This window comes from Macrococcus sp. 19Msa1099 (assembly GCA_019357535.2).
In the GTDB taxonomy this organism is placed as follows: Bacteria; Bacillota; Bacilli; order Staphylococcales; family Staphylococcaceae; genus Macrococcoides; species Macrococcoides psychrotolerans.
Genome location: CP079955.1, coordinates 1,412,574 through 1,435,037 on the forward strand (window position 1 = coordinate 1,412,574; position 22,464 = coordinate 1,435,037).

16 protein-coding genes and 1 pseudogene are annotated in these 22,464 nt (G+C 37.8%); 2 read left to right on the top strand and 15 right to left on the bottom strand.

The window, feature by feature from the left end; translation table 11 throughout:
* Position 1 precedes the first annotated feature (1 nt).
* The 7 genes and pseudogenes from mutM to KYI10_07400 form a co-directional block, all read right to left on the bottom strand.
* Positions 2-874: a bifunctional DNA-formamidopyrimidine glycosylase/DNA-(apurinic or apyrimidinic site) lyase gene (gene mutM / locus KYI10_07370; protein ID QYA32208.1), complete on the bottom strand. Its 873-nt coding sequence runs from the start codon at positions 872-874 to the stop codon at positions 2-4.
* Between the two features lie 8 nt (positions 875-882).
* On the bottom strand, positions 883-3,510 hold the full coding sequence (polA, locus tag KYI10_07375; GenBank protein ID QYA32209.1) for a DNA polymerase I: 2,628 nt from the start codon (positions 3,508-3,510) through the stop codon (positions 883-885).
* Positions 3,511-3,667: 157 nt separating this feature from the next.
* Entirely contained in the window at positions 3,668-5,380 is a 1,713-nt protein-coding gene (locus KYI10_07380; GenBank protein QYA32210.1) for an ATP-binding protein, read from the bottom strand.
* Entirely contained in the window at positions 5,373-6,086 is a 714-nt protein-coding gene (locus tag KYI10_07385; protein ID QYA32211.1) for a response regulator transcription factor, read from the bottom strand. The genes KYI10_07380 and KYI10_07385 overlap by 8 nt, the downstream gene beginning before the upstream one ends.
* 116 nt (positions 6,087-6,202) lie before the next feature.
* Positions 6,203-7,132 (bottom strand): annotated as a pseudogene (gene mdh / locus KYI10_07390) (malate dehydrogenase).
* 59 nt (positions 7,133-7,191) lie between these two features.
* Positions 7,192-8,454 carry an NADP-dependent isocitrate dehydrogenase gene (gene icd / locus KYI10_07395; protein ID QYA32212.1) on the bottom strand — a complete coding sequence of 421 codons (1,263 nt, stop codon included), beginning with the start codon at positions 8,452-8,454 and terminating at the stop codon, positions 7,192-7,194.
* A 24-nt stretch (positions 8,455-8,478) separates the two neighbouring features.
* On the bottom strand, positions 8,479-9,597 hold the full coding sequence (locus tag KYI10_07400) for a citrate synthase (protein QYA32213.1): 1,119 nt from the start codon (positions 9,595-9,597) through the stop codon (positions 8,479-8,481).
* A 219-nt stretch (positions 9,598-9,816) separates the two neighbouring features.
* On the opposite strand from KYI10_07400, the gene KYI10_07405 reads away from it, so the two are divergent.
* Complete coding sequence (locus tag KYI10_07405) at positions 9,817-11,226, top strand: amino acid permease (protein ID QYA32214.1); 1,410 nt, start codon at positions 9,817-9,819, stop codon at positions 11,224-11,226.
* A gap of 88 nt (positions 11,227-11,314) precedes the next feature.
* Here the strand turns inward: KYI10_07405 and pyk are convergent, their stop codons facing one another.
* The 7 genes from pyk to KYI10_07440 all read right to left on the bottom strand — a co-directional run bounded on the left by pyk (position 11,315) and on the right by KYI10_07440 (position 20,675).
* The gene (gene pyk, locus KYI10_07410; protein ID QYA32215.1) at positions 11,315-13,075 is read right to left on the bottom strand and encodes a pyruvate kinase; all 1,761 of its coding nucleotides are present in this window, start codon (positions 13,073-13,075) and stop codon (positions 11,315-11,317) included.
* A 40-nt stretch (positions 13,076-13,115) separates the two neighbouring features.
* Positions 13,116-14,075, bottom strand: coding sequence for a 6-phosphofructokinase (gene pfkA / locus KYI10_07415; GenBank protein ID QYA32216.1), 960 nt, complete (start codon positions 14,073-14,075; stop codon positions 13,116-13,118).
* Positions 14,076-14,256: 181 nt separating this feature from the next.
* Entirely contained in the window at positions 14,257-15,198 is a 942-nt protein-coding gene (gene accA / locus KYI10_07420; protein QYA33934.1) for an acetyl-CoA carboxylase carboxyl transferase subunit alpha, read from the bottom strand.
* A gap of 2 nt (positions 15,199-15,200) precedes the next feature.
* Complete coding sequence (gene accD, locus KYI10_07425) at positions 15,201-16,058, bottom strand: acetyl-CoA carboxylase, carboxyltransferase subunit beta (GenBank protein QYA32217.1); 858 nt, start codon at positions 16,056-16,058, stop codon at positions 15,201-15,203.
* A gap of 4 nt (positions 16,059-16,062) precedes the next feature.
* On the bottom strand, positions 16,063-16,497 hold the full coding sequence (locus tag KYI10_07430) for a GntR family transcriptional regulator (GenBank protein QYA33935.2): 435 nt from the start codon (positions 16,495-16,497) through the stop codon (positions 16,063-16,065).
* 77 nt (positions 16,498-16,574) lie between these two features.
* Complete coding sequence (locus KYI10_07435; GenBank protein ID QYA32218.1) at positions 16,575-19,721, bottom strand: DNA polymerase III subunit alpha; 3,147 nt, start codon at positions 19,719-19,721, stop codon at positions 16,575-16,577.
* A 9-nt stretch (positions 19,722-19,730) separates the two neighbouring features.
* On the bottom strand, positions 19,731-20,675 hold the full coding sequence (locus tag KYI10_07440) for a bifunctional oligoribonuclease/PAP phosphatase NrnA (GenBank protein QYA32219.1): 945 nt from the start codon (positions 20,673-20,675) through the stop codon (positions 19,731-19,733).
* Between the two features lie 66 nt (positions 20,676-20,741).
* Between KYI10_07440 and KYI10_07445 the strand changes: the two genes are divergently transcribed.
* Positions 20,742-21,092, top strand: coding sequence for a YtpI family protein (locus KYI10_07445; GenBank protein ID QYA32220.1), 351 nt, complete (start codon positions 20,742-20,744; stop codon positions 21,090-21,092).
* A gap of 50 nt (positions 21,093-21,142) precedes the next feature.
* Here the strand turns inward: KYI10_07445 and KYI10_07450 are convergent, their stop codons facing one another.
* Positions 21,143-22,444: a DRTGG domain-containing protein gene (locus KYI10_07450; protein QYA32221.2), complete on the bottom strand. Its 1,302-nt coding sequence runs from the start codon at positions 22,442-22,444 to the stop codon at positions 21,143-21,145.
* Positions 22,445-22,464: the final 20 nt, after the last annotated feature.

A 22,464-nucleotide genomic window follows, 5' to 3' on the forward strand; every position in this document is an offset into this window, starting at 1 on the left:
CCTATTTCTGGCAATGTGTACAATAATGTGTATTACGTGTAGCTATCACTTTCGTCTTAATTTCATTACCGCATGTTCCACAAATTTTTTTACCATAAACTTTAAACCTATTTTGCATCATTCCACTTTCACCTTGTGCATTTCGGTAATCTGAGATGGTCGAGCCCCCATATAGAATGCCTTCATTCAGCACATCGACAATATGTTCATACAGTAATGTACGTCTTTTTTCGCTTAATGATTTCACTTTTATATTCGGATTAATCCGTGCATTACGCAGTGCTTCACATGCATAGATATTTCCACATCCACTGACAACCGAATGCAGCATGATGACTTGCTTAATCGGTTTATCCTGATATTTCTGCAAGTGCAGTGCACTGATATAATGTGCTCGACCTTCTTCATTAAATGGTTCTGGTGCAATCGCTGCATCGAAGTGTGCAAACTGTGATTCATCTAACATTCTCAGTTCACCAAACCTTCTAATATCTGAATATACCAGCTTCATCGAACTGCTCAATGTAAAAGTGACATGCCAATGTTTTTTGTAGTTCGGTACCGTAATGTCATCGATAGACGGTACGACAAAGTATGCGCCGGTCATTCCAAGATGACCGACCATATAACGGTTCCCATCCTTTCCTTTTAACTTGAAGATAATATATTTACTGCGACGCATCACACTTTCGATATGAGTGTCAATACATCGTTCCTTAAATGCATCTAGGGAAAGCCCTTTAATAATCGTCTCTTTACCCTGTGTCTTTCCATTTAATACAGCATCTGAAAAGTGGACATCAATAATTTGTTCTCCTGTGATATGTGGTTCAATACCACGCTTCACATGTTCAACTTCTGGTAATTCCGGCATAACTCCTCCTACTTTGCTTCGTACCAGCTTTCACCTGAATCATATTCAACTTCAAGCGGTACTTTTAATTCCAATGCATTTTCCATTACATGTTTTACAAATAAGCTGAAAGCATCAAGCTCATCTTTTGGCACTTCAAAAATAAGCTCATCGTGTACTTGTAGTAACAATTTAGCTTTAAAGTCAGTTTCTTTCACTTGTTCGTTATAATGTACCATTGCGAGTTTAATGATATCTGCTGCACTTCCTTGAATCGGTGTATTCATCGCAGTACGTTCAGCAAATCCTCTTAAATTAAAGTTTCTGCTCGTAATATCTGGGATATAGCGACGTCGATTAAGCAATGTCGTAACGTAACCCTGCTGCTTAGCTTCCTGAATAATATCATGCATATACGCTTTAACTTCCGGAAAACTTTCAAGATAGTTATCAATAAATGCTTGTGCGTCTTTTCGAGTAATACCTAAACTTTGACTTAGTCCATAATCACTGATTCCATACACAATCCCGAAGTTTACAGCTTTTGCCTGACGCCTCATATCGCTTGTTACTTCTTCTTTTTCAACATTAAAGACTTTCATCGCAGTCTTCGTATGAATATCAATGCCTTGATTGAAAGCTTCAAGCATACCTTTATCTCCAGTAATATGTGCGAGTACTCGAAGTTCAATCTGAGAATAGTCTGCAGCAAATATTACAGAGTTCGGTTCACTTGGTACGAATGCTTTTCTTATTTTTCTACCTTCATCTAGTCTTACAGGAATGTTCTGCAAGTTAGGGTCAATAGATGACAGACGTCCAGTTTGAGCAATAACCTGGTTGAAGCGTGTATGGATCTTATCGTCGTCTCCAATCAACTTCTGCAATCCTTCTACATAAGTTGACTGCAGTTTAGATAGCGTTCTATAGAGTAATATATCTTCAATGATCGGATGTTTTCCTGCTAATGACTCAAGAACATCCACAGCTGTAGAATATCCTGTCTTCGTCTTTTTCTTCTTCGGTGAATCTAGCTTTAAATCTTCAAATAATACGACACCAAGCTGCTTTGGAGAATTGATATTAAATGTGCTGCCTGCATGTTCATGAATACGCGTGATCAGTTCATCTAAGCGGCTTTGAATTTCCTGCTGCATCTCCTGAAGTGTCTGCTTATTTACTTTAATTCCCTGCATCTCCATATCTGCGAGAACAAGTGAAAGTGGCAGTTCGAGCGTTGTTAACAGTTCAAGCTGCTTAAGTTCATTTAATTTTCTAATCTGAAGCGCTGATACCTCATGGATTGCATTTACTTCAGATGCAATATGTTTAAATAAATCCATGCGTTCAGGTATGTGCATCTTAGCACCTTTTCCGAAGATCATTTCATCTGATTCCACATAATTAATACCTTGCATTTGCGCACTTTGAGCAACATCTATTATTTTCAAAGCTGGATCGAGTAAATAAGATGCGAGCATCACACAGTGCTCAATCCCTTTAATCTCTATATCCAGTCTATTGAATAAAACTTTTGTTTCCTTTGCATCATAGACATATTTTTTTGTAGCTTCATTTTGCAGTGCATTGATGAATGTTTCATTTTGGGTGATTTCATCAGGGTGAATAACAAATGTATGTCCTTCTACCAATATCCCTACCCCAATAATTTCATTCTTTAAATAATTATCCTGAAAACATCGAATACGAATATCCATAGATTCAACATTCGAGAAATCAAATGTACTAAACTGATTGCTTATTTCAATTGTTTTCTCTTCAGTAATTTGAGTTTCAGCGTCAATATTATCTAACTTTTGCTTAAAGTCTAGCTCCTGAAATAGTGCGATCTTCTTACTGTCATCTTTTTCAGGGAGCAGTGTATCATTTAAATTTACTGCAATCGGTGCATCAGTATTAATCGTCGCCAGCTGCTTACTCATTAATGCGTCATCTTTATGATTTGTTAAGTTCTCATTTAATTTCTTACCTTTAATATGTTCCAGATTATCAAGCACCGCTTCAACCGTACCATATTCATGTAGTAATTTAAGTGCAGTCTTTTCTCCTACGCCAGGGACACCGGGAATGTTATCTGACTTATCCCCCATCAACCCTTTTAAATCGATTATTTTCTCTGGTTCAAATCCATATAGCTCCTGAATAAACTGCGGTGTATATTTATCAATATCTGTAACTCCTTTTTTTGTATAGTAGACTGTCACATAATCACTTGCAAGCTGCGTTAGATCTCGGTCCCCAGTAACGATGACTGTCTCTAACTTATTTTCTGTTGCTTGTTTTGCAAGCGTTCCGATAATATCGTCTGCTTCATACATATCCTGCTCATAATGCTTGATTTGATAAGCCTCTGCGAGTTTACGAATATAAGGAAACTGTTCACTTAATTCTGAAGGTGTCTTTTGACGTCCTCCTTTATAGTCTTTATACATCTCATGGCGAAACGTTGTCTTACCCGCATCAAATGCGATTAAAAAATGTGTAGGTTGTTCTTCCTTAATCAACTTATCTAAAATAAGCGTGAAACCATATATTGCATTCGTATGTAAATTGGATTGATTTTTTAATAGAGGTAAGGCATAGAATGCACGAAAAGCAATGCTGTTACCATCAATCAATATTAGTTTATCAGCCATAATATCCTCCTGAACTGTAGTAATCATAGTTTAACATAAATCACGCACAAAAACGCCCGACACATATGTACCAAGCGTTCAAGCTTCAAAATGAAAGCGTCTTTTTATATTATATGTGATAATAGTTAAACTAGAGTAAACAAAAATAAATCTTATATTAATAAATAAACTGCTTTAATTTTATTCTGAAAGTCGAACCTTTTCCAAGCTCGCTTTCTACATCGATTTCACCATTAAACACTTCAATGATATGTTTAACAATTGCAAGACCTAACCCTGTTCCGCCAGAGTCCCTGCTTCTTGCTTTATCTACGCGATAGAACCTCTCAAATATTCTTGTTATTTCCTCAGGTGCAATACCAATCCCCTGATCAATAATTTCAACGATACATTCATCCGCCTTGAGATATACCTTTACTGTAATTTCTGCATCCTCTGGCGAGTAATTGATTGCATTTGAAAGTAGATTGATCATAACCTGCTTAAGCTTGCTCGGTTCTGCCAGGACAAAAAGATTTTTTTCAAGCTCGAGATTAAATTTAATATTCTTCTTCTCAGCAAGCGGATATACAACTTCCACACTATTAAATACTTTCTGAGGTAAATTTACTTTCACCATATTAAAGTGATTTGCCTGCTCAATTTTAGACAGTTCGAGCAGCTCACTTACAAGCACCTGGATTCGATTAGATTCTTTCAGAATAATATCTAAAAACATCTCGAGCGTATTCTTATCTTCTTTTGCACCGTCTAGTAATGTCTCTGTAAATCCTTTTATACTCGTAATCGGTGTTTTTAGTTCATGCGAAACATTTGCAACGAAATCCTTCCTCATCTGTTCTAGTGTCTTTAACTGTGTAATATCATGCAGCACAATGACAATCCCTTCAATCCTTTTACGTTTCTTGGATAATACAGGCACAACTGCCGCGTCAAAATATTTTTTATGGACGTTCACATTATGTTCAATTGTTTCATTGATGGGTTTCTCTGTTGCAATCGCTTCTTTAATCATACGTTTTACATCTTTATGCTCTATTACAGTGTCATAATGAGCTTTCTTTATTTTATTACCACGATTAAAGAAATTTAAAAATGTTTCATTGGCTATAACAACTTCACCGTAGCTATTGACAAGCAAAGTAGCGGAAGGAATATTCTGTAATGTCGTCTCCAGACGATTACGCTGAAGCTTCTGTTCATTCATAAAGTCTTGCAATGTTCTAGCCAATATATTCATACTGATAAACAGGTCCTTAGTCTCAGTGACATTACTCTCTGGAACACGTACTTTGTAGTTTCCGCTTGCCAGTAATTTAGAAGCGTAAGTCACTTCTTTTATTGGTTGAATATAGCTTTTATTGATGTACCTCACGATAAAATAGAGAATAGGAAGCAACATCAATAACATTAACCCGATATATTTCCATATACTTCTGTTTAAAATGGTCAGAATTCGGTTTTCCTGTATTAAATAGATGACAGTATCTTTTGTTGTCGTTTTAAGGATGCTCTGTTTATCTTCAGAATCGTATCGAAACTCATTCGCTTCACTTTCACCTGTCGTATATCTCGATAGTGCAGCTTCAAAGTGGTCGGGAGAAAAACCTTGTGTAACATACAGCGGTTTATTACCTTGCATGACTAATATTTGATAACTTCGCTCGTCATCAAAAGTGGCTGCGATCATGTTGAAATCTTGATGTTCAGCCAAAGACTGTATTATTTTTGCATCTTGTGCCATCGTACGTTTCATCGATACTTTCATATCATTTGAGATAGAGGTCGTAATAAACATGCCGACTAAAAGAAAGCTTACAACAATCATTGTTGTAAGCATGATGAGTAACTTTCTTTGAAAACTAATCATTTCGTTTCGGGTAATCCAGTTTATAGCCTAGACCACGTACAGTTTTAATGTATTGTGGCTGCTTTGGATTTTCTTCTATTTTCTCTCTCAAATGACTGATATGAACATCAACGATACGTGAATCACCAGCAAATTCATAGTTCCATACTGAATTCAGCATATGTTCACGTGTAATCACACGCCCTTGTCGTTCTATCAAATAGATTAATAATTCGAATTCCTTTGGCGTCAGATCAATCAGTTCGCCATTACGATACGCTTCAAAATGTTCTGGCAATATTTTAAGCTTACCAATGATTATTTCTTTGTTTTCTTTTTCAGACTCGTGTTGTCTTAATGCCTGAGATCGTCTCAAAATTGCCTTTAACCTTGCTGTGACTTCCCTAGGAGAAAATGGTTTCGTCATATAATCATCCGCGCCAAGCTCTAAACCAAGTACCTTATCAAATTCATCATCCTTTGCTGTAAGCATCAGAATAGGCACTTGATTCTTTTCACTACGGACTGCTTTACAGACTTCTACACCGTCCATCTTAGGTAACATAAGATCAAGAACAACAATATCCGGATCTTCAGAAAATATTTTACTTAAACCTTCTTCCCCATCGAAAGCTGTTATCACTTCAAAACCTGATTGCTCAAGATTATATTGTAATAACATCACAATCGACTGTTCATCATCTACTACTAATACTTTCTGACTCATCCTATCCCTCCAAGACCATATATACAACTATATTATATATTACAGTAAATATATATGGCTACACCTGATCAACAAACTTCACAAACTCGTATAAAAGTTTACAATAAATTAATAAATCACTTCAAGACGCGCATGACATCTCTCACTGCCTCAGCAGACTGATGAAATGCGGACTGTTCTTCAGCAGTTAATTCAAACGTTACGATGCGTTCAACACCATTCTCCCCAAGTAATACAGGCACTCCGATATACACATCACTTTCATTGTACTCGCCGTTTAAATATGCAATCGCAGGCAGAATGCGTTTCTTATCAAGAATTATTGCCTCAGCCATTTCAACCATAGCAGCTGCAGGAGCATAATATGCTGAACCATCGCCTAAAAGCTGAACAATTTCAGCTCCTCCTTTGCGTGTTCTATCGACAATAGAATCAATTGTAACCTTATCCATAATTTCAGTAAGCGGAACTCCACCTGCATCAGCATGCTATATTAAAGGAACCATCGTATCTCCGTGACCTCCGAGTACGACGCCATGCACGTCTTCTATTGAAATGTTAAGTTCAGAAGCAACAAATGTTCTGAATCTTGCAGTATCAAGGACACCAGACTGGCCTATGACACGTTCATGCGGAAAGCCAGTCACTTGTTGTACTGTGTAAGTCATCGCATCTACTGGATTTGTGAGCACGATAACAATTGCATTAGGGGCATATACTTTTATCTGCTCTCCAACCTCTGTCATCACCTGCTGATTAGTCTGTACAAGGTCATCACGTGTCATACCTGGCTTACGTGCGACCCCTGCAGTAACCATAATGATATCCGAGTCTTTAATATCTTCGTAATGACTTGTTGCAGAGACTGAAATACTACTGTTGAAAATGGCAGCTGACTGAAGTATATCTAGCGCTTTCCCTTTTCCTTTATCCAGATTACGTGCAAGATCTACAAGCATAACATCTGCAAATCCTTTTTGTGCTACGATAAATGCTGCTGTAGCTCCGGTGAATCCACTTCCAATTATGCTGATTTTCTTTCTCATATGATGTCCTCCTAAAAAAAGCAGTTAAATGAATAAATTCAAATAACTGCTTCTGTTGATTACATATTTTTAATCAGTTCGTCTGCAAAGGCACCACATTTAACTTCTGTTGCACCTTCCATTAATCGCGCAAAGTCATAAGTAACTACTTTAGAAGCAATCGTTTTCTCCATAGATTTCGTAATGAGGTCTCCTGCTTCTTTCCATCCTAAATGCTCAAGCATCAATACTCCGCTTAAAATCACAGACGATGGATTAACTTTATCTAATCCAGCATACTTAGGTGCTGTTCCGTGCGTAGCTTCAAATATTGCATGTCCTGATTCATAGTTAATATTCGCACCAGGTGCAATTCCGATACCACCTACTTGAGCAGCAAGCGCATCAGAAATATAATCACCGTTTAAGTTCATCGTTGCAACAACATCAAATTCCGCTGGGCGCGTTAAAATTTGTTGTAAGAAGATATCAGCGATAGAATCTTTAATTAATATTTTACCTGCATCTAAAGCCGCTTCCTGTGCTTTATCAGCCGCTTCTGTACCATCTGCTTCTTTAATCTTGTCATATTCAGACCAAGTAAATACTTTATCACCGAATTCACGCTCTGCTAAATCATAACCCCACTGTTTAAACGCACCTTCAGTAAATTTCATGATATTCCCTTTATGGACTAATGTTACAGACTTACGTCCTTCAGTAATTGCATAATTGATTGCAGCACGTACTAGACGTTCTGTACCTTCTTTAGAAACAGGTTTAATACCAATACCTGATGTTTCTGGGAAACGAATATTTTTCGCACCCATTTCATTTTGTAAGAAATCAATAACTTTCTTAACTTCTTCTGAACCTTCCTTGAATTCAATACCTGCATAGATATCTTCAGTGTTTTCACGGAAGATAACCATATCTGTATCTTCTGGACGCTTAACTGGTGAAGGTACACCTTCAAAGTAACGCACCGGACGAAGACAAGTGAAAAGATCAAGCTCTTGACGTAAAGCAACATTTAAAGAACGAATACCTCCGCCGATTGGCGTTGTTAAAGGCCCTTTAATTGCAATTAAGTACTCATCAATCACATCTAACGTTTCTTGTGGTAACCATTCACCCGTTGCATCAAATGCTTTTTGACCAGCAAGTACTTCTTTCCATTCAATCTTCTTTTCTCCGTTGTATGCTTTTTCAACTGCTGCATCTAACACGCGGCTCGCTGCATTCCATATATCTGGACCTGTTCCATCACCAATGATAAATGGAACTACAGGATGATTTGGTACGTTTAATACTCCATTAGAATTTGTAATTTTATCTGCCATTATATATTCCTCCATATTTGTATTTTATCGTTCCTCAACTGGTACATACTTACGGCCAACTTCACCGATATAGTTTGCACGCGGACGAATGATACGGTTATCATTATATTGCTCAAGAATATGAGCAATCCAGCCAGATGTACGACTTACTGCAAAGATTGGTGTAAATAGATCATGTTCGATACCCATTGAGTGATAAACCGTTGCTGAGTAGAAATCAACGTTTGGTAATAACCCTTTTTTCTCCTTTAATAAATCAGCAATTTTAACTGACATTTCGAAAAGTTCTTTATGCCCAGTTTCGTCTGTAATCTTACAAGACATCTCTTTTAAATATTTAGCACGTGGATCTCCGTTTTTATACACACGGTGACCAAATCCCATAATCTTTTCTTTATTCTCAATTTTTTTATTGATATAGTCTTCAACATTATCGATTGAACCGATTTCACTCAACATCTTCATAACTTGTTCGTTTGCACCACCGTGAAGCGGCCCCTTTAGTGCACCAGCTGCAGCAACGACACCTGAATACATATCAGATAATGTAGATACAGCGACACGTGCCGTAAACGTAGACGCATTCAGTTCATGATCGGCATGAAGAATCAATGCTTTGTTGAAGCCTTCCTCCTGAATTGCTGTTGGTTCCTCACCAAATAACATATAAAGGAAGTTCGCTGCATAGCTTAATTCTTTCTTTGGTTTAACCACTTCTTTTCCTTGACGAACTCGTGCAAATGCAGCAACAAGCGATGCTACTTTTGCCTGAATACGAATCGCTTTATCCATATGTGCATCTTCATTGAACTCATCAGCACGTGGATCGAAATGAGCAAGGTATGACAATGAAGTACGAAGTCCTGTCATTGGATGCACAGCATCCGCAGTATAATCTTCGAAATGACTATACATTCTTGGGTGTAGATTCATATATTCGATAAGCTGAGATTTTAAATTTTCTAGTTCTTCTTTATTCGGTAATCTGAAATTCCAAAGTAAGAAGATTACTTCTTCAAACGATGCATTTTCAGTTAAGTCATCAATTTCATAACCTGCATATGTCAGTTGATCCCCAACAATCGAACTCACTTTTGTGTTCGAAGCTATAATACCTTCAAGCCCTTTAACTAATTCTGCCATTTCTATTTCCCCTTTACAACAAAATTTTGCTATGCCCAATGTAACGGCTTTCACACTTCATATTATAGCTAATTGTCTTTATTTTGTGAATGATTATGAATTATAGTAGTTTATTATTGAGGGTCATAAGTTTTAGTTATAGATATATTTCAAAAAAAGTTTGAAGTTTTTGATAATTCATAACATAATAGAAAAATACTAAGGAAAGAAGGAAAAAATGTGAATACTCAATCAAATAGTAACAGTCAAAATGGTTTACAGCGTGCGCTTTCAAACAGACATATTCAGCTTATTGCAATTGGTGGAGCTATAGGTACCGGACTATTTTTAGGAGCTGGTAAATCTATCAATTTCGCAGGACCTTCGATATTATTGACATACCTCGTTATAGGATTGTTCTTATTCTTATTTATGCGAGGGCTTGGAGAATTATTATTATCCAATACGAATTATCATTCATTTACTGATATTGCAAGAGATTATCTTGGAGATTTCATGGGGTATATTACAGGCTGGACATATTGGTTCTGCTGGGTTGTAACTGGAATGGCAGAAGTGACTGCCGTTGCGAAGTACGTTCAATTTTGGTGGCCGGACTTCCCGACATGGGCATCTTCTTTAATCTGTATCGTTGTATTGATGGGACTGAATTTACTTACAGCCAAACTCTTCGGAGAACTTGAATTCTGGTTTGCTATCATTAAAGTAATTACAATCATCGCACTTATACTTGTTGGTATTATCCTAATTGTAATCGGGTTTGAAACGAAGTTTGGACATGCATCACTTACTAATCTATGGTCACATAACGGTTTTTTCCCGAATGGAATGAATGGTTTTCTGCTGAGCTTCCAGATGGCAATATTTAGTTTCGTAGGAATCGAGCTTATCGGTGTTACAGCGGGCGAAGCTCAAGATCCAGAGAAAACATTACCTCGTGCAATAAACAGTGTACCTATTCGTATCGTTTTATTTTATATTGGTTCTTTAATCATCATCATGAGTGTTACACCATGGGACAAAATCGATCCGAACGAAAGTCCATTCGTTAAGTTCTTTGGACTGATCGGTATCGGATTTGCAGCAAGTTTAATCAATTTTGTAGTTATCACATCCGCATCATCTTCATGTAACAGCGGAATCTTTTCAAACAGCCGTATGCTATTCGGATTAAGTAAAAACTTCTCAAAGGGAGATGACAGCTTCTTTCAAAGAACGAATAAAGCTGGCGTACCAGCGAATGCAGTTGTGTTCTCAAGTGTACTTCTATTAATATCCGTATTATTGAACTATATTATTCCGAATGCAAATGCTGTATTTACACTCGTAACTACAGTTGCTACTGTATTCTTTATCGTTGTATGGTCAATTATTATGTTCGCTTATTTGAAATATTTAAAAACACGACCAGAACTTCATGAACATAGTACTTATAAAATGCCTGGCGGAAAAATAGCAGCCTACATTGTACTTGCATTCTTTGCCTTTGTGTTCATGCTCTTATTTATAGCAGAAGACACACGTTTGGGATTATTCGTTTCACCATTATGGTTTATCCTATTAGCAGTTATGTATTATGTGCAGGGTGGATTTAAGAAAGACAACTTCGAAAAACATAATTATAGATAAAGAAAGTATCAAGGGCATTTAGCTTCAATTATAATCAAAAAAGTTTACAGAAATCAAAAATAAGGATGAGCAAATGCTCATCCTTATTTTAGTTTACTTTTGCGTGCCCGATATATACTTTATTATGCTGTGCATCTACTGTTACAAGTGTACCGTTTTCTAATGTATTCATCACATCCTGGACACCTACGATTGTCGGTTTACCGAGATTAAGCCCAACGACTGCCGCATGTGATGTTAATCCACCTTCTTCAGTTACAATCGCAACTGCCTGTTCAAGATAAGGTACCATATCTGCATCTGTCTGCGGTGATACGACAACTTTGTCCGTCATATCAATACCTTGTAGTTCTTCTGCACTATTTGCTTTAATGACCTTGCCGTGTGCTGCAGTTCTACCTATACCTGTTCCTGCTGCAATCACATCACCAATCAGATGAATCTTCATTAAGTTCGTAGTTCCTGCTTCACCTGTTGGGATACCTGCTGTAATAATGATTAAATCTCCATTTTCGACAGTTCCTATTTCAATTGCTGCCTGTACAGATTTATCTAATAATTCATCTGTTGTAGATTTACCAGTCTTCACTATAGGTATTACGCCCCATACTAAAGAAAGATGTCTCGCTGTTTCTTCATAAGGTGTTACTGCGATAATATGTGCATGTGGGCGATATTTAGAGATTATCTGTGCTGTTGTACCACTTTCAGTTGCAGCGACAATCGTCTGTACGTCTAAATTTAAAGCAGTATGAGCTACAGACACACCAATCGCATTTACCATAGATGGCTGATTTAATTTCGTACGGTCTGAAAGCATGCGCTTATAATCTTGTGCTTCTTCTGCAGCAAATGCAATATTGTGCATCGTCTTAACCGATTCTTCCGGATATAATCCTGCAGCCGTTTCACCTGATAACATCACTGCGTCACTTCCATCATAGATGGCGTTGGCAACGTCACTTGCTTCTGCACGTGTACAACGTGGGTTACGCTGCATAGAATCGAGCATCTGTGTGGCAGTGATTACAGGTTTTCCGAGAATATTACACTTCTGAATCAATTCTTTCTGTACTAGCGGTACTTGCTCAGCGGGTATTTCAACCCCCATATCTCCACGTGCAATCATCAGTCCATCAGAAACTTCCAGAATCTGATCGATATTCTCTATCCCTTCTTCATTTTCAATTTTAGGGATAATATGAATAAAGTCGCATTGATTTTTCTCTAATATTTCACGAATTTCTAATACATCACTCGCACGACGTACAAATGATGCCGCAATGAAGTCTACTTTCTGTTCGATACCGAATAGAATATCTGAAGCATCTTTATCTGTAATTCCAGGCAAGTTTACTTTGACACCAGGTAAATTTACACCTTTCTTATTCTTTAGTTCACCTGCATTGATGACGTCACATACAATCTTACCTTCGTCATGCAGGATATCTTTGACCTTAAGTTCGATCAATCCATCGTCTAACAAAATTGTAGAACCTATATGAATATCATTGATTAGTTCAGGATACGTGACCGAGAACTCTGCAGGCGTGCCCAATACTTGTTCCATATTGACTGTAACAGTTGAACCTTTGACAAGTTCAATCTTATCGTTTCCCATATTATGTGTTCTAATTTCAGGACCTTTCGTATCAAGCAAGATTGCTACCGTCTTATTTAAACGTTGCGCTACAGAGCGAATTGTCTCGATACGTGCCTGATGTTCCTCGTGTGAACCATGCGAGAAATTAAGTCGAGCAACGTTCATACCCGCATTCATCAATTTCTCTAACATTTCAGGAGATTCTGAAGCCGGTCCGATTGTACATACTATTTTAGTTTTTCTCATTTTATGAGCCTCCATTATATTTGTTGCGACACTTATTGCATTATATCGATAATTCATTAGATAAATCATACATCTTCTCATCTAAATGATGGACAGATGTGAAGATATCTTCAAACTTAGTCTTAGATAAACTATTATTCTGAATGCCAACTGCAAGACCAGTTTCATTATTCATCAGCAGTTCTACAGCATAGCCACCTAGACGACTTGCAAGTACTCTATCCATTCCAGAAGGTGAGCCTCCACGCTGCATATGACCAAGTACCGAGATACGAGTATCAACATTAATATATTTCTTTAGTTCCTGACCACATTCTTCACCGGTCATAACGCCTTCAGCAACAACGATGATAGAATGTTTCTTGCCACGTTCGATCCCTTGTTGAATTTTATCTGCAATGACCTTGACATCTTTACGGTGCTCTGGACACAATACTGTCTCAGCACCTCCTGCAAGACCAGACCATAGCGCTAAGTCTCCGGCATCTCTCCCCATGACTTCTACGATGAATGTACGTTCATGACTCGACGCTGTATCTCTAATCTTATCAATTGCTTCTACAATCGTATTTAAAGCCGTATCAAATCCTATCGTAAAGTCTGTGCCGTTGATATCATTATCGATTGTTCCTGGAATACCGATTGTCTTTATGCCTTCTTCATTCAGTCTTTGAGCACCACGATAACTTCCATCGCCACCAATAACCACTAGACCTTCGATACCAAGATTATTTAAATTGGCAATCGCCTGCTTACGTACTTCTGGATCTTTAAATTCTGGACAACGTGCCGACTGCAGAAACGTCCCCCCACGCTGTATCTTATCCCCTACAGTACCACGTTCCATCTTCTTAATATTATTATTGATTAATCCTTGATACCCTTGATATACGCCATAAACTTCTATGCCATAATACATTGCTTTACGCACAACAGCACGAACAGCAGCATTCATTCCAGGTGCATCGCCACCACTCGTTAATACAGCTATCTTTTTCATATCAATTCCTCACTTTGTGTATTCTTTATCTTTAAATTAACACATTACTTTCACATTATCCATCAATATCACATGTTCGTAACAATGAAAACGTTTTAAAAAAACATTCAAAAAAAAACGTCGCCAACTCATTATTTAGACAACGTTTTCAACTATCTTTTCATATTATGTTAATATCTTTTTATTTGATTTCACCGATTGCTCTAAACTTATCATAACGTTGCTGCACAATGTCCTCTGCAGAGCGTTGTGAAAGTTCACGAATATACGGAGTTAATGCTTTATTGATCAACTGACTTTGTTGTGCGATATCTCGATGTGCACCACCAGGTATTTCATGAATCACTTCATCTACGACGCCAAGTTCAAGTAAGTCAGGTGCAGTAATCTTCATCGTTTCTGCCGACAACTGGGCCAGTGTACTATCTTTCCACAGTAACGCTGCCGCACCTTCTGGAGAAATGACGGAATACGTTGCATTTTCTAACATTAACAATGTATTACATACACCTAAACCAAGTGCTCCACCACTCCCACCTTCCCCGATGACAATCGAGATAACCGGTACTTTAAGTGCAGCCATCTCTACTAGATTGCGTGCAATCGATTCACTCTGCCCGCGTTCTTCAGCTGCTTTACCAGGATATGCTCCTTTCGTATCGATAAAGCATATAATCGGACGGTTGAACTTTTCAGCTTGCTTCATCAATCGCATCGCTTTACGATAACCTTCTGGATGCGCCATACCGAAATTTCTGTATATATTATCTTTCGTCTCTTTTCCTCTTTGGTGACCAATGACAGTAACAGGACGGCCTTGGAAAGAAGCAATACCTCCGACGATTGCAGGATCATCTCTAAAGTTTCTATCTCCATGAAATTCCATAAACTCATCAAATAGATGCGCAATATAATCTAAAGTTGTCGGTCTTTCACCTAGACGTGCAATCTGCACTCTTTGCCAAGGGGACAGATCGGCATAGATTGATTTAAATAGGTTTTCTTTCTTTGCCTTCAGTAATTCTACCTCATGTGTTAAATCAACATCAGATGCTTTCATATACTGCTCTATATCTTGAATTTTCTTTTCGATATCTCTAATAGGTTGTTCAAAATCCAGCACCATTAATTTTCACCCCTTTGATGTAATTTCAAGATTGTAGTAAGGACCTCTTTCATCTCATTACGATGGACAACTTTATCAAGCTGTCCATGATCCAGTAGAAATTCAGCGGTCTGGAAATCATCAGGTAATTTCTCATTAATCGTCTGTTCGATGATACGTCGTCCTGCAAATCCAATCAAACTTTCTGGTTCCGCAAGATTAATATCTCCGACAGATGCAAAACTTGCAGATACACCACCTGTCGTAGGATGTGTCATGAATGCAATGTATAATAACCCTGCTTCACGATGTCGGTTCAAAGCCACACTCACTTTGGCCATTTGCATCAGCGATAGTATTCCTTCCTGCATTCTCGCACCACCACTTGCTGTAAAGATAATAAAAGGCATCTGCTGTTTCGTCGCATATTCAATTACACGTGTAATCTTCTCTCCAACAACCGTTCCCATAGAGCCCATACGAAACCTTGAATCCATTACAGCGATACCCGTTTCATAGCCGTTGATAGTACCCCATCCGGTTACGACTGCTTCATCAATCTCCGTCTTCATTCTATCTTTCTCTATTTTCTCTTCATAATTCGGAAAGTTAAGCGGATTGACTGGTTCAACATGTTTATCCAGTTCCTTAAATGTATCTTTATCCATCAAAGCATCAATGCGGTCATAGGCGTTCATCGCCATGTGATGATCACAGTTAAAACAGACATTTAGATTTTCTTGCAGCTCTTTTGTATACATGATTTTTTGACATTTTGGACATTTCGCCATTATACCTTCAGGTACTTCTGTATCTGTCATATTTTTAACGGTTACATATTTTTTCTTCTTATTCTTTTTAAAGATATCCTTAAACATATGCTCACGCCTTCTCATCATAAGTCGCTTCATAGCGCTTTAATAATTTCCAAACTCTAAACATGATTGTGTTGCTTGTATTGATACATTCTTCAATCGTCTTGTTCTCTTCAATTGTTATACTGCTTTCAATCATATGTATAAAATCCTTTATTTCACCTGTTTGTGCCCTTGACGTGATCAAATATCCACCTATCAGCTCGAAGAACTGGTTATTATCCATATCAGATAAATAAGTTCCTTCGCCCCGTCTTGTCTCGATAACGCCAAGAATCTCAAGTGCGCGTAATGCTTCTCTTATGCTTGAGCGACTAATATTGAGTAATTCGCTCAAATGTCTTTCAGATGGAAGTTTATCACCAGACTTCAGTCCATCATTCTTTATCATACGGTCGATTTCATCTAAAACATGATTAAAACCTTTATGCGGGGTATTCACAGTTGCACCTCCAAAAGAATCCTTAGTGGTCTGACCACTAAGGATTAATATATCACATGTTTAATTTTTAATAAAGTTTATATTATGCGAATGTCTTCAGGATTGAAATATTCAACCAGTTCTTTAATTTTATCTTTGGACACTGTGCCAATTACATGTTGTGCACGATCAAAATAGATGACCTGTATCTCCCCTTCATCTAGAATAAAAGTCTCTGGCAACGGTTCGCGTATATAAATAAATCGAGCTTGCTCGTATATTCTTTTTATAAATGATTCGACAGTTTCAATCGTTTCAGCGATATAGTTATCTTTCCCTCTGTTATTATCAAATTTCCCATTGATCACAACCATTTGATGAGATTGAATCGCTGTCTCAAACTTACGATAAGTATCTGGAAAACATACGATATCGATATTATCTGTACCATCAAAGCCTTTGATAAATGCCATCGGTTGACCTTTCTTTGTTCTAATCCTTCTCACTTCATCAATGAATATCAGCATGTAATGCTGATTCAGTCGTTGCGCAATTTTATATAACGGCAAATATTGAAGTGCTTTAAAACGTGATTCGACCGGATGATTCGTTAAATAAAAGCCAAGATATGCTTTTTCATATTCTGCTTTTTTCATATCTGACATTTCTTCGTGAATGATATAATCTTTCTTCTTATTTAAACCAAGCGACTCTAGAAAGCTTCCTTCTCCTTCGTTTGTCCTTTCAACATCGATTATCATATCAAGTGATGCAAGTAATGTTGCGCGCGTGTGTCCAAAGGAATCAAAACTGCCGGCATGGATTAGAGCTTCTAATAAAGGTTTACTAACAATTCGTGAGGGGATACGTGCACAGAAATCATAGATATCTTTAAATGAACCTTGTTTTCTTGCATCAATAATATCCTGAACACTTTTGTAGCCGAGTCCTTTAATGACACCTAGAGCGTTTAATATACCGTCCTTATATGTGCGATAATACCAATGTGCCTTATTGATATCGGCAGCATATATCGGTATACCACGTTTCTTGACTTCATCGATAATCTCTTTAGTCTTGTGCTCACTGCCGATTTGATTACTCAGGATAGCTGTATAGAAGATATTTGGATAATGTACTTTCAGGTATAACATACAGTAAGCGATTTTCGCATATGCAACTGCATGCGCTTTCGGAAATCCATAGTTCGCGAACTTCAGTATTAATTCATATATCGCTTCTGCGGTTTGTTTATCATAACCTTTATTGACGCTTCCTAAAATAAAATGTTCTTTTTCCGTCAGTAGCACCGACATGTCCTTCTTGCTCATGGCTCGCCTTAATATATCCGCTTCTCCGTAACTGAATCCTGCAAATTGATTTGCAATCTGCATAATTTGTTCTTGATAAATGATGACACCAAATGTATCTTTCAATATCGCTTTTAGATCGTCATGAATATAATCTACAGATTGAGCACCGTGCCTTCTTTCAATATAGACTGGAATCTGTTCCATAGGGCCTGGTCGATAAAGTGCCAGCACGGCAACAATGTCGTTGAAATGACTGGGTTTCAGATTACGCAGTACATTTCGAATACCATCCGATTCGAGCTGGAATATACCAGTGGTGTCACCTTGCGCCAGTAATGCATAGACTTTAGGGTCATCAAGCGGCAATGTATTCAGGTCAAGCTGCTGATTAAACTGTATCTTAACCTGATCCATCACATTATGTATGATTGACAGATTCCTTAGTCCTAAAAAGTCGATTTTCAGTAAACCGATAGATTCAACTTCTGTCATCGTCCACTGCGTAAGTGACACTGAATCTCCTTCTATAATCGGCACGTAATCTGTCAGTAGCTGATCATGAATAATTACGCCAGCAGCATGTGTCGATGTGTTACGCGGGAGTCCTTCGAGCGCATAAGCAATGTCAAACCATTGCTTTCGACGATCACTCTTATTGATGAACCGCACAAAATCCTCATCCGTCTTCATATCATCAAGTGTGATACCGACACGTTTTGGAATCAAAGTACTGATTTCTTTTAATTCGGCATCTGAAAACTGTAATATACGCCCTGTATCACGCATTACAGCACGGGCATTTAAATGTCCGAATGTCACGATGCCACTGACATTGTATTTACCGTATTTGTCAACCGCATACTGAATCACCTGATCACGCTTCGTATCTTCAAAATCAATATCAATATCTGGCATCGTCACACGTTCTGGATTTAAGAACCGTTCGAAGAGCAGATTGTATTGAACAGGATCTACTTCAGTGATTCCAAGCACATAGCTGATTAGTGAGCCACCTGAAGAACCACGCCCCGGGCCAACAAGAATATCATTTTCCTTTGCATACTGAATTAAATCACCGACAATCAGAAAGTAATCGGCATACCCCATCTGCGTTATGACATCATATTCATAACGCAGACGTTGCTCATAGCGTTCATCAAAATGTGGAATCTCTTTCTTTTTATCTTGAAGCAGCTTCATTAGATATGCATCACTCGAATAACCATCGATAGGAAATTTCGGCATAGATGCATGATGCTTTGTAATATCTACATTACATTGTTCTGCAATTTCATGCGTGCGGTCTATATAGTCCTGCGGAATCTTCAAATCAACGAGTTGCGCTTCACCCTTCATATACGCTGTGCCCGCTTTGATTTGTACCATTTCTAATGGCAGCTTCTTATTCTCCTCTATCGCATTGAGTACTTCCAGATGCTGTACACCACTGGATTCTAGATAAAGTACATCTTCTATATATACTTTTTTTGCAGCAAGAGAACTGTTATGGCAAATATAATAAGATTCGATACCCTGTGTAAAATGTGATTCTGACTCCGTAATCGACTTGAAGATTACGATTAGTCCAGATTGATATTGTGTCAGCCATTTTAAAGGTGTGAGCGTTACACCTTTAAGCTGTATTCTCGATGAAAGTTTGATCAGGTTCACATATCCTGTATTGTTGCGTGCAAGACATACGGCATGAATTTGTTTCAGGCCATCCGTCACACGTATCTCCATTCCAATTATCGGTTTAATATCAGCAGCAATACATGCCTTATAAAATGATTGCACACCAAATAATACATTAAAGTCCGTCAGGGCAACTGCATGTTCTTTTAATTCTGTGACACGTGTCACTAACTTATCGATTTCAACTGTAGAATGTAAAAGATCATATGCCGAATGCACATTTAAATGAACAACCATTCGTTTCACCTACCCATTTACAAGTTTCTTTAGTTCACTTAACAACTGCTCGTATTCCGATATGCTATATACAGAAGCACCACTTGCCAATGGATGACCTCCGCCATTATATTTAGCAGCGAGCGTGTTAATCACAACTTCTTTACTTCTAAGTCTCACGCGAATAGCATCGCCTTCATCTACAGCATAAGCCCATGCTTTGATTCCTTTCATATCGGAAAAGGCATTGACAAATAACGAAGCCTCTGAAGCGGTAATATTAAATCTTTCTAGTATTTCCTTAGAAATGAAAATATTGCCGACTCCATTATCAAAGTTAAAGTTTTGCAGCACAAAGCCTTGAAACTTCATACTTGAAGCCTCTCGTTGCTGCATTTGATTAATCATCTTCGTATGATCTATATCAAACTTAAGTAGTTCAGCAGCAACTTCCATCGTTCGCGATGTTGTATTATTGAAGAGAAATCTTCCAGTATCTCCAACAATCCCGATATAAAGACACTTTGCTGCTGCGGTATCGATATAATCACTTCCATATCCTAGAGAAGTCAATATTTCATAGATGATTTCACTTGTTGACGATGCAGTCGTATCCACAATGTTAAGTTCTCCATATTGATCTTCAGGGGGATGATGATCGATTTTTATTACCTTATCACAAAGCGTGTATCTGCTATCATCAATACGCGGTGCATTTGCAGTATCCAAAACGAGCGCTAACGCCCTTTCAAACTGTTTATCAGTTAAAGTATCCATGTCACCGATAAACTTTAAATTTTCAACTTCAGTACCCACCGCATATACACGTTTATTGGGATATAAACGCTTAATTGCATGTTTTAATCCTATTTGTGAACCTAATGCATCTGGATCCGGTCGGACATGTCTAAAAATAATAATTGTCTCGTAAGCATTGATTTCATTAATCAGTGCATTTATTTCTTGTTTATTCATATATTCTCCTTTATTTACTAAAATTCATTTCGTTGATATAATCGATAAGACTGGAGGTTAATTCAAATGGAAGTTATTTTTCCTTATATTATATCAGCACTTGTTGCTGTTATGTTGTTTTCATTTATATTTACTATATTTAATATCGCTAAGTACTTCAGAACAGTGAAAGACGTTCGTCGCGCCTGGTATCGCGCTCGAGCACGTCAATGTTTCGCTATCTTTATGTTTGCCTTCGCTTTGAACCAGATGCTGTTATTTCCACAGTGGTTTACTTTTGTAGTATGCGCGATACTGATCGTCTTTGCAGTAGTTAACTATCAATATGCGATTAGAGCAAAGCATCATTTTGAGTCTCACTTTGCAGATGAAGACGCTGCATGGGCTGAACTTGAAAAGAAACAGCGCCAACGATAGCTTCATTAATAACAAAACCCGTACGCATATACACGTATGGGTTTTGTTATTTAATAGAAATGTTCAATCACCTGTACCGCACAAAGTGATTTGGCAACGGTTTGATTGCGGACAGATAACGCCACCTCTACTTTCGCTGCTTTTCTACCAAGATCGAGCAACGTAAATGTCACATTCACTTCACTGTCCATCTGTACGATCTTAATAAATATAATATCGATATTATCTATTAGTATATCGCCTTTAATATGCTTTTTCATTTCATGATTTATTGTCTCTTCTATAATCGCTAAATAAACAGATTTACTCAGCATGCCAAACTGATTGGACATTTGAGGTGAGATTTTCACTGAAATTTCACCTTCTTTAAATGTCATCTTCTTAAGCACCTGATCATTAATCGTATCACCAATATGAGGCTGACGATCGACAACCTGCATCGCCTTCAACACATCTTCTCGCGATACGATACCAAGTAGATTATTGTATCTAGAAACAACTGGCAGCAGTTCAATGCTTTCCCAGATCATAATATGCGCACAACTTGCGACAGTAGAATTTAAGTTCACTGATACGGGATTTTTCGTCATCACCTTTTTAATCTTCTCATTAGGATTCTTCCCTAGTACATCTTTACTTGTTACGATTCCACTCAGTTTATTATTATCATCCAGCACTGGAAATCTCGTGTGCTTCGATGATTCTGAAAGATGATTCCATTCACTGACAGTATCGTTTTCTCTTAAACAGATTGTATTCTCTATCTTTATCAATATATCTTGTGCTGTGAGCACTTCTTTTTTTATCAGCTGATCATAGATAGCGCGATTGATCATGTTTGCGACAGCAAAGGTATCAAAATTAGAAGAGATAATCGGCAATTCTAAGCTGTCTGCCATTTTTTTAACTTCCTCAGTAGTATCAAAACCACCTGTAACGAGTACGGCAGAGCCTTTTGACAAGGCAAGCTTCTGTACTTCTGAACGGTTACCGACAATAAGCAAGGTATTCTCACCGATATACTTCTCCACTTCGTTTAGTTCCATGGCACCAATTGCAAACTTGGTCAATGATTTATGCAGGCCCTCACGCCCACCAATAACATGACCGTCAATAATATTAACAATCTCTGCAAACGTCAGATTATCTATTGCATTGCGCTTCTTCTTTTCGATACGAATCGTTCCAACACGTTCAATCGTTGAAACGATACCATTATTCTCAGCCTCTTTAATTGCACGATATGCAGTACCTTCAGATACACGGAGTATCTTTGCGATTTGTCTTACAGATATCTTTGACCCCACGGGTAAATTGGTGATATGTTCTATGATTTGTTCATGTTTTGTCAATGTTCCACCCATTCTCTTAC

What these genes read in the sequence shown, in the direction of transcription:
- KYI10_07380 (QYA32210.1), bottom strand. Translation starts at nt 5,380, where the DNA reads ATGATTAGTTTTCAAAGAAAGTTACTCATCATGCTTACAACAATGATT.
- KYI10_07435 (QYA32218.1), bottom strand. Translation starts at nt 19,721, where the DNA reads ATGGTTGTTCATTTAAATGTGCATTCGGCATATGATCTTTTACATTCT.
- polA (QYA32209.1), bottom strand. Translation starts at nt 3,510, where the DNA reads ATGGCTGATAAACTAATATTGATTGATGGTAACAGCATTGCTTTTCGT.
- mutM (QYA32208.1), bottom strand. Translation starts at nt 874, where the DNA reads ATGCCGGAATTACCAGAAGTTGAACATGTGAAGCGTGGTATTGAACCA.
- pfkA (QYA32216.1), bottom strand. Translation starts at nt 14,075, where the DNA reads ATGAAAAAGATAGCTGTATTAACGAGTGGTGGCGATGCACCTGGAATG.
- accD (QYA32217.1), bottom strand. Translation starts at nt 16,058, where the DNA reads ATGTTTAAGGATATCTTTAAAAAGAATAAGAAGAAAAAATATGTAACC.
- icd (QYA32212.1), bottom strand. Translation starts at nt 8,454, where the DNA reads ATGGCAGATAAAATTACAAATTCTAATGGAGTATTAAACGTACCAAAT.
- KYI10_07440 (QYA32219.1), bottom strand. Translation starts at nt 20,675, where the DNA reads ATGAATAAACAAGAAATAAATGCACTGATTAATGAAATCAATGCTTAC.
- pyk (QYA32215.1), bottom strand. Translation starts at nt 13,075, where the DNA reads ATGAGAAAAACTAAAATAGTATGTACAATCGGACCGGCTTCAGAATCT.
- KYI10_07400 (QYA32213.1), bottom strand. Translation starts at nt 9,597, where the DNA reads ATGGCAGAATTAGTTAAAGGGCTTGAAGGTATTATAGCTTCGAACACA.
- KYI10_07445 (QYA32220.1), top strand. Translation starts at nt 20,742, where the DNA reads ATGGAAGTTATTTTTCCTTATATTATATCAGCACTTGTTGCTGTTATG.
- KYI10_07385 (QYA32211.1), bottom strand. Translation starts at nt 6,086, where the DNA reads ATGAGTCAGAAAGTATTAGTAGTAGATGATGAACAGTCGATTGTGATG.